The organism is Pseudomonadota bacterium (assembly GCA_039815145.1).
Taxonomy (GTDB): Bacteria; Pseudomonadota; Gammaproteobacteria; order Steroidobacterales; family JBCBZW01; genus JBCBZW01.
The window spans coordinates 1-7,950 of sequence record JBCBZW010000187.1; the positions used below are offsets into that span (position 1 = coordinate 1).

Here is a 7,950-nt window from a genome sequence, read left to right on the forward strand (position 1 = left end):
AAGCGTCGTGGCTATGCGGAGATTATTAGCTACCTAACGCCTCCTGCCGAGAATGCCGGGCTGTACAAGGGGTTGAAGGAACTCAGCGAGCTGATTGCTTCTTATCAGACCTTGAAAGAAGGCGGTCGGGGAATTCCGATTGTGAATGCAGCGATTGAAAAGGCGCGTCAGGTGAACCTGGATAAGGACATTGAGCTGCCCGAAGAGTGCAGTGAAATGACGAAAGAGGAGCGCGATACCTTAGTCGGAAAGCTCTACATCAAATTGATGGAGATTGAGTCTCGTTTGTTGCCTTGCGGGCTGCATGTGGTGGGTGAGCCGCCTACCGCTGAAGAGGCGATCGCAACCCTGGTGAACATCGCCAGCCTAGACCGTGTGGAAGAAGGCCAGAAGAGCATTCAGCGCATCATCGCTGAGAGCATGGGCCGCGATATCGACGAGATTTATCGCAATAGCGACATCGGTAACCTAGAAGATGTTCAGAATCTGTTCGATATTACTGAAGCGGTTCGCGCAGCTGTGCGAGCCATGGTGGAAGAACAAATTAATGAAGATGGCCGGGTTTCGGCTAAATCCCTGCTCACTGCCTTTAACTTTGGCGGCGGCAAGGCGGTGTGGACAAAAGCGCTGCATAAGATGGGCTACAAAAACGTTGAAGATGAGTCACTCACAACGTTGTTTGAGTATTTGCAGTTCTGCCTGAAGCAGGTTGTCGCAGACAATGAGCTGGCTGGATTGCTGAGCGCGCTAGACGGCGAGTACGTGCTTCCTGGCCCAGGTGGTGACCCTATCCGTAATCCGGAAGTGTTGCCGACAGGGAAAAATATTCACGCGCTAGACCCTCAGTCGATTCCGACCTCAGCAGCAGTCGATTCGGCAAAGATTGTTGTTGATCGATTGATTGCACGTCAGCGGTCTGAAAATGACGGTGACTATCCTGAAACCATTGCCACAGTGCTGTGGGGTACGGACAACATCAAAACCTACGGTGAGTCACTCGCTCAGATGATGTGGTTTGTGGGTGTGAAGCCTTGCGGATCTGCTAGTGCACGTCTACTGGCGCACTCGTCACCCCGACGTTACCCGTCACCGGGTCGTAGGCCGTGACCACCAGCTCGTAGTGGCCGGCTGCATCGGGCACGGGCAAGCGCGTGCGATAGGTGCTCTTCTCGCCAGCGTAGCTGAAGGTCGCTTCGCGCACGGTCACGCCCGACTGCACCAGCGCCGCCTTCAGCTCGTAGCCGTCTGAGTCCCAACGCCCGCCAGGCTCCGTGGGGCAGCCGCACATCATCACCACCTTGGCGAGCACCTCCATGCCCTGCTCGCCATCCTCCCCGAGTGCCACCGCTCGTGGCGCATCGAGTAGGGTGACGACGAACCCGGGCAACTCCAGCACCCAACCCTCACCCGTGATGTGCTTACCGGGAAGCACCCAGGCGGTGCTGCTGACGCTGACGCTGGCGTGAGGGTAGCTCAGGGGCGCTCGGACACTCGCCTCGATGCGCGTGGGGCCGGTCAGCGCCAGGGTGGTGCGGAACGCCGCCGTGAGCTCGGGATCGGTGCCGGCGACGTTGCCGATCGTGAGCCCCTCGGCGAGGACCGCCCCGGTGGCCATGTCCTTCAGCGTCACCTTCACCCCCATGTCGGTGGTGACGTAGTTGGCACCGCGAGCCCGCGCTCGCACCACCAGTTGCGTCTGCACCCCTTGGGCCTGCGACGGCGGCGTTGGCTCGAGCGGATCCTCGGCACCGACAGCGGGGAGGCAAAGCACGCACAGGGCGATGAGAACGCCGCCTGCGACGCCACGCGCCCGTCGGTCAGCGTTTGCACGAATGCGGTGACAAGGCATGTCGGCTCCTCCTCTTGCGATGCAACGGGCTGGCGCCCTCGGACGAAAGTGTATAGCTATCCCCATGTCGACGAACGCGCCCCCTCGAGGAGCCCCTGTGACCAAGCGAAAACCCTCCGCGCGCCGGGTAATGCCACTGCTGGGCAACCACCTGTTCGTGCCCAGCGCCCTGCCGCCGGTCGGCTCGGTGCTGATCTTCATGGCGGAGGATCGCCACCTGTGCACCTACGTGCGACACCACCAGCAGAAGATCGTGCTGTTCCTGGCGGCGATGCGCCACCACGCGCAATCCCTGCGCGAGGCGGGCTACGAGGTGGAGTACCACGCGCTGGAGGAGGACGGTGACACCCCCTTTGAGGACAAGCTCGCCGCCTGCTTGAAGCGCGAGGGAGCCAATGAGCTGGTGCACTTCGAGGTGGAGGACAAACCCTTCGAAAAGCGACTGCAGCACTTCGCCGAGCGCCACGACCTCGCCTGTGAAGTACTCGAGAACCCCATGTTTCTCTGCCCACGCGAACGCTTCGCGCAATACCTGGAGGGCGCCCGGCGCCCCTTCATGGCGGAGTTTTACAAGCAGGAGCGCAAGCGCCTCGGCGTACTGATGGAGGCGGATGGCGAGAACCCGATCGGCGGCCAATGGAGCTTCGATGCGGACAACCGCCGTAAGCTCCCCGCCTCCCAGGACATCCCTGAGCTGCCGGGGCGCCGGCTGGATGAGATCACTCAGGCGGTGATCGAACTGGTGACCCGAGAGTTCCCCGACCACCCCGGCGATGGCAATCAGTTCTGGTTCCCGGTGACCCGCCGCCAGGCGTTGGCCTGGCTCAAGCGCTTCATCGACGAGCGCCTCGAATTGTTCGGTCCCTACCAGGACGCCCTGACCACGCGCTCACCCACCGTGTTTCACAGCGTGCTGACGCCGATGCTCAACCTCGGCCTGATCACCCCGCGCGATGTGCTCTACCGGGTCGAGCGCGCCCATCGCGACCACCCCGAGCTGCCGCTCCAGAGCATCGAGGGGTTCATTCGCCAGATCATCGGCTGGCGCGAGTTCATCCGCGGCATCTACCGCCATCACGGCGAGACCCAGGCTGAACGCAACCACTGGCAGCACACGCGCGAGCTCACCGACGATTGGTACGAAGGCACCACGGGCATACCGCCCCTGGACGACTCGATCCGCGACGTACAACGGCTCGGCTGGGTTCACCACATTCCGCGCCTGATGGTGTTCGGCAACCTCATGACCCTGTGCGAGATCCATCCGCACCGCGTGCACGACTGGTTCATGGAGATGTTCGTCGACTCCTCCGAGTGGGTGATGGGCCCCAACGTATACGGCATGGGCATCTTCAGCGATGGCGGCATTTTTGCCACCAAACCCTACATCTGCGGCTCGAATTACCTGTTGAAGATGAGCGACTATCGCAAGGGCGAGTGGTGCGATGTGGTGGATGGCCTGTACTGGCGGTTCATCGCGCGCCACCGTGAGCAGTTCGCCAGCAACCCCCGCCTCTCGATGATGACGCGCACCCTGGACAAGATGAAAGACACCCGCCGGGAGACGATCTTCAGCGCTGCCGAAGCCTTTCTCGAGGCGAAGACGCGCGCCGCGTGAACGCTGACATGGGCAACACCGCGGCGCCGCAGGCCGAAGCGGCCGCCGTGCTGGTTCACGGCATCATGGATCTCGGACGCATCTTCCGTCCCCTGCAAGGGACCCTCGAAGAGGCCGGCATCGCGAGCAGCGCACCCAACCTCGTCCCTAACCACGGGGGTGCCCGCCTGGAGGCGCTGGCCGAACAGCTCGCCGAGCACATCGAACAGCACGTACCTGCCACTCAGCCCGTGCATCTGCTCGGCTTCAGCATGGGCGCCATCGTCTCGCGCTACTACCTGCAGGCGCTCGGGGGCATCGAGCGCACGGCGCAGTTTCTCTCGGTCTGCGCGCCTCACCACGGCACCCAGTGGTCCTGGCTGGGCCCGCTCCCCGGCATGCGCCAGATGCGCCCGGGCAGCGCCCTGTTGAACCGTCTCAACGACGACCTCGACACCCTCACCCAACGCCCCCTCACCTGCTACTGGACGCCCTTCGATCTGGTCATCGTGCCGGCGCGCAGCAGCACCTTGAGCGCCGCGTCCAACGTGCGCATCGACTCCATGTGCCATCAATGCATCCTCAACCATCCCCGGCTGCATCAGGACGTGCGCTCGCGCATCCTGGCGCTGCACGCGGGCGCATCACCGGAGACGCCATGACTGCCTCCCCCATCGTCGTCTGGTTTCGCGACGATCTGCGCATCACCGATCAGCCCGCCCTGCAGGCGGCAGCCCAGAGCGGCCAGCCCGTGGTAGCGGTCTACGTGCTGGACGACAAGTCCCCCGGCGACTGGGCCCTCGGCGGCGCCAGCCGTTGGTGGCTGCATCACAGCCTGACCCGCCTCGGCGAATCGCTGGCGCAGCTGGGCGTGCCACTCACCCTGCGCCGCGGCCGCTTTACGGATGTGCTCACCAAGCTGGTCGCCGAGGTGGGCGCGGACGCGCTGTACTGCGGCCGAGGCTACGAACCGTGGGTGGTGGACACCGAAGGGCAACTGAACACCGCGCTCAGCGAAACCGGAGTCACGGTGAAACGCTTCGCCGGCAGGCTGCTGTTCGAGCCGGGACGCATCGTCACCGGCAGCGGTGACACCTACAAGGTCTTCACCCCCTTCTGGCGCGCGTGCCTGCGCGCGGATCCGCCCAAAGCGCCTGCCCCCGCGCCGGAGACGCTCACAGCCTTCGACACCGCCGTCTCCAGTGAGTCCCTGAGAGATTGGCAGCTGCTGCCGACGACGCCGGACTGGTCAGGGGGCTTCACCGATCAATGGACCCCCGGCGAAGCGGGTGCTATCGCGGCCCTCGAGCGGTTCCTCGAGACCAGCCTCGGCGATTACCACGACGCCCGTGACATCCCGGGCGAGCGCGGCACCTCGCGCCTATCGGCCCATCTGCGCTTCGGCGAGATCAGCCCGCGCCAGATCTGGCAGCTGGTGCTGAACGAGGTGGGCGGCAATATCGCCGACCCTCGCGCCGAAGCCTATCTGCGCGAGCTCGGCTGGCGAGACTTCAACAGCCACCTCCTCCTTGCTTACCCCACCATCGGCGAACACGCCTTCAAGCCCGCCTACGAGGCCTTCCCCTGGCGCGACGACGCCGCGGGCCTGCGCGCCTGGCAGCGGGGTCAGACCGGCTACCCCATCGTCGACGCCGGCATGCGCGAGCTGTGGACCACCGGCTGGATGCACAATCGCGTGCGCATGATCGTCGGCTCCTTCCTGGTCAAGCACCTCCTGCTGCCCTGGCGCCTCGGCGAGAATTGGTTCTGGGACACGCTGGTGGATGCGGATCTGGCGAACAACGCCGGCGGTTGGCAGTGGGCCGCGGGCTCCGGGGCGGATGCAGCGCCCTACTTCCGCATCTTCAATCCCACCCTGCAGGGCAAGAAGTTCGATGCGAAGGGCACCTATGTGCGGCGTTGGGTGCCGGAGATCGCCTCCATCCCGGACAAGTACATCCACGAGCCCGTGGCGGCGCCGACGAAGGTGTTGGAGGGCGTTGGCGTGAAGCTGGGCCGGGACTACCCGGCGCCGATCGTCGCCCACAAGATGGCGCGGGAACGCGCGCTCTCGGCGCTCAAAGCGGTGACGGGCTGACGGCTCTCAGGGCACCGCTACCAACGGCGTGACGAGCACCGGATCACCGTCACCGCGACGGATCTCCCACACGCCGTCTGCCGCCAGGGGGCCTACGCGCTGCTCTTCACCGTCCGGCCAGCGCACCTGCACGGCCTCGACGGTCGCCTCCTCCCCGAGGCCGAAGCTCGCCAGCGCCTCCACCTGCGAGAGGTAGGAGCGGGCCGGGCTCAGTAAGCGGCGACGTTGGCTACCGTCGCCGAGGACCACGGTCACGATCGCTCCCAAGCCGAGGCGGTTGGCACTGCCCTCACGATCATCGCGCAAGCGCACGCGCAACCAGTGCTGGTCACCCGCAGGCGTATCGTTGCGCAGGAGCAGGGGACGATCGTCGATCGCGGTAAGCAGCAGGTCGAGGTCGCCGTCGCCATCGATGTCCGCATGCGCGGCGCCGCGCCCCACGCGCGGCCCGGCGAGGGCCCCCAGCTGCGCCGTCTCCAGGGCCACGAAGGGGCGCGCGCAATCGCTCACGGCGCAGCGCCAGAAGAGCTGCGCTGGCTGCGCGTACTGCTGGCTCGGCTGCACGATGTTGATCTCGTCCTCCACGTGGCCGTTCACCTGCAGCAGGTCCTGGTGGCCGTCCAGGTCGTAGTCGAAGAACAGCAGACCGAAGGTGAGCGCGCGCCGGCTCGGCGCGCCGATGCCGCTGATCGCCGCCTCGTCGGTGAAGACGGGCACTGGGTGCACCTCGCCCGCCCCCGTCGATGCGGCGAGCTCGGTCACGTAGTAGGAGGACATCTCGTTGGCGAAGTTACCCACGGCCACGCCGAGGGTCTGACCGTCGTCGTACCAGGCCGCGTCCATGCCCATGGCACCGGTCGCCGTGCCGGTGTTGTCGAAGGCGAGTCCCGCCGTGGTGCCGACCTCCGTGAAGGTGCCGTCGCCGTCGCCGAGGAGCAGGTAGTTGCCCACCGTGTCGTTGGCCACGAGCAGGTCCACCCAACCGTCCTCGTTCACGTCCATCGCGAGCACGGCCAAGCCCTTGCCGCTCGGCGCGTCCGTGGCGGGGTTGAGCACCACCACGCCGGCTTCTTCCGAGACGTCGGTGAAGGTGCCGTCACCCTCGTTGCGGAACAGGTAGCTGGCGCTGCCGGGGTAGTTGGTCGGCGGGCCGTAGGCGCGGCCGATGCCGGCCAGGCGGTAGTCCACCTCGAAGTCGATCTCGCGGGACCAGGCCACGTAGTTGACCACGAACAGATCCAAGTCGTTGTCGCGATCAACATCGGCGAAGACGGCGCTGCTGCTCCAGGCATCGTCCGCACCCGCCACAGCCGCTCGCGACGTGACCTCCTCGAAGCGGCCCTCGCCGAGGTTGCGGTAGAGGCGGTTGGGCCCGACGGCGGTCACGTAGACGTCGATGCGGCCATCGCCATCGTAGTCGCCGGTGGCGACGCCCATGCCGTAGAAGCTGCCGCCGAGGCCGCTCTCCTGCGGGTCGACGGGCGTGAACTGCCCGGTGCCGTCGTTCAGGTAGAAGGCGAGGCCGGGCGCGGTCGACGCGGGCTCTACGCCGGGCAAGGTGCCGCCCGTCACCAGCAGCAGATCGGGATCGCCGTCGTCATCGGCATCGAAGAAGGCCACGCCGCCGCCCATGGTCTCCGGGAGCAGGCTGTCGCCGGCCGCACCGCTCCTGTGGAGGGCATCGATGCCGGCCGCCTGGGTGATGTCCACGAAGCGTGGCACGGTGGCCCGGGTCTCCTCGACCACGGCCTGGGCCGGTGCGGGCTGCGCACCCCCGACGAGATCATCGCCCCCCGTATCCGTGCGCAGCACCCAGAAGGCGCCCGCCACCAGCACCACGCCGACGAGGGCGAAGGCCAGGGATACCTTCAGGGCGCGACCGATGACCTGGTCGCCCTGACTGGCCGGCGGCCGATCGCTCATCGGCGCGTGGACCGCGGCGCTTCTAGCGGGTAGATCACCGTGTCGTCCGCGGCACGTGCGGCCTGCGGGTAGGCGCGGCGAGCGGCGGCGATGGCCAGGTCAGCCGCGTTGTCGTCAGGTTTGTATCGGGCATGTTGCGCCCGATGATAGTCGGCCTCGGGGGTCAACCCCAAGGCGGCGAACACCTGGGCTAGGCCGTAGTGGGCGCTGAGGTTCTCAGGATCCAGGGCCAGGGTGGCCGAGTACCAGCGCCGCGCCGCCTCGAGATCCGCCTCCCGTCGCGCCCGCTGCCCCTCGCCGCGCGAGGCGCGCGCCCGCTCGTAGTGGGTGAGGCCGAGCTCGTTGAGCACGCGGTAGTCCGAGGCGAAGTCGAAGCCGCGCGACCGGGCCTGCGCGAAGCGCGTCTCCACGATCGCTTCGAGCTGGGTGATCGCCTCATCGAGGTAACCGTTCTGGCGATCCACCTGGGCATTGAACCAGGCC

The 7,950-nt window shown here is 66.1% G+C and carries 6 protein-coding genes and 1 pseudogene; 4 read left to right on the top strand and 3 right to left on the bottom strand.

From position 1 onward, the window contains the following. Positions 1 to 1,032: pseudogene (locus AAF184_23640) on the top strand (cobaltochelatase subunit CobN). Between the two features lie 10 nt (positions 1,033 to 1,042). Here the strand turns inward: AAF184_23640 and AAF184_23645 are convergent. Then, positions 1,043 to 1,849 carry a hypothetical protein gene (locus AAF184_23645; GenBank protein ID MEO0425349.1) on the bottom strand — a complete coding sequence of 269 codons (807 nt, stop codon included), beginning with the start codon at positions 1,847 to 1,849 and terminating at the stop codon, positions 1,043 to 1,045. A 97-nt stretch (positions 1,850 to 1,946) separates the two neighbouring features. Between AAF184_23645 and AAF184_23650 the strand changes: the two genes are divergently transcribed. The 3 genes from AAF184_23650 to AAF184_23660 are packed head-to-tail and all read left to right on the top strand — an operon-like array spanning position 1,947 to position 5,544. Further along, a complete protein-coding gene (locus tag AAF184_23650; GenBank protein ID MEO0425350.1) occupies positions 1,947 to 3,467 on the top strand; it encodes a cryptochrome/photolyase family protein in 1,521 nt (506 codons plus the stop codon). Next, complete coding sequence (locus AAF184_23655; GenBank protein MEO0425351.1) at positions 3,464 to 4,108, top strand: alpha/beta fold hydrolase; 645 nt, start codon at positions 3,464 to 3,466, stop codon at positions 4,106 to 4,108. The genes AAF184_23650 and AAF184_23655 overlap by 4 nt, the downstream gene beginning before the upstream one ends. Then, positions 4,105 to 5,544, top strand: coding sequence for a deoxyribodipyrimidine photo-lyase (locus AAF184_23660; GenBank protein ID MEO0425352.1), 1,440 nt, complete (start codon positions 4,105 to 4,107; stop codon positions 5,542 to 5,544). Before AAF184_23655 ends, AAF184_23660 begins: the two co-directional genes overlap by 4 nt. Before the next feature lie 6 nt (positions 5,545 to 5,550). On the opposite strand, the gene AAF184_23665 is transcribed toward AAF184_23660, so the two are convergent. Together AAF184_23665 and AAF184_23670 are read right to left on the bottom strand one after the other, a co-directional pair. Next, on the bottom strand, positions 5,551 to 7,467 hold the full coding sequence (locus tag AAF184_23665; protein MEO0425353.1) for a CRTAC1 family protein: 1,917 nt from the start codon (positions 7,465 to 7,467) through the stop codon (positions 5,551 to 5,553). Continuing rightward, positions 7,464 to 7,950, bottom strand: a 487-nt coding sequence (locus tag AAF184_23670) for a tetratricopeptide repeat protein (GenBank protein MEO0425354.1), incomplete at its 5' end; no start/stop codon positions are given. The genes AAF184_23665 and AAF184_23670, both read right to left, overlap by 4 nt.

Bases quoted from the DNA above. Each gene is read 5' to 3' on its own strand.
- AAF184_23645 (MEO0425349.1), bottom strand. From the start codon at position 1,849: ATGCCTTGTCACCGCATTCGTGCAAACGCTGACCGACGGGCGCGTGGC.
- AAF184_23665 (MEO0425353.1), bottom strand. From the start codon at position 7,467: ATGAGCGATCGGCCGCCGGCCAGTCAGGGCGACCAGGTCATCGGTCGC.
- AAF184_23660 (MEO0425352.1), top strand. From the start codon at position 4,105: ATGACTGCCTCCCCCATCGTCGTCTGGTTTCGCGACGATCTGCGCATC.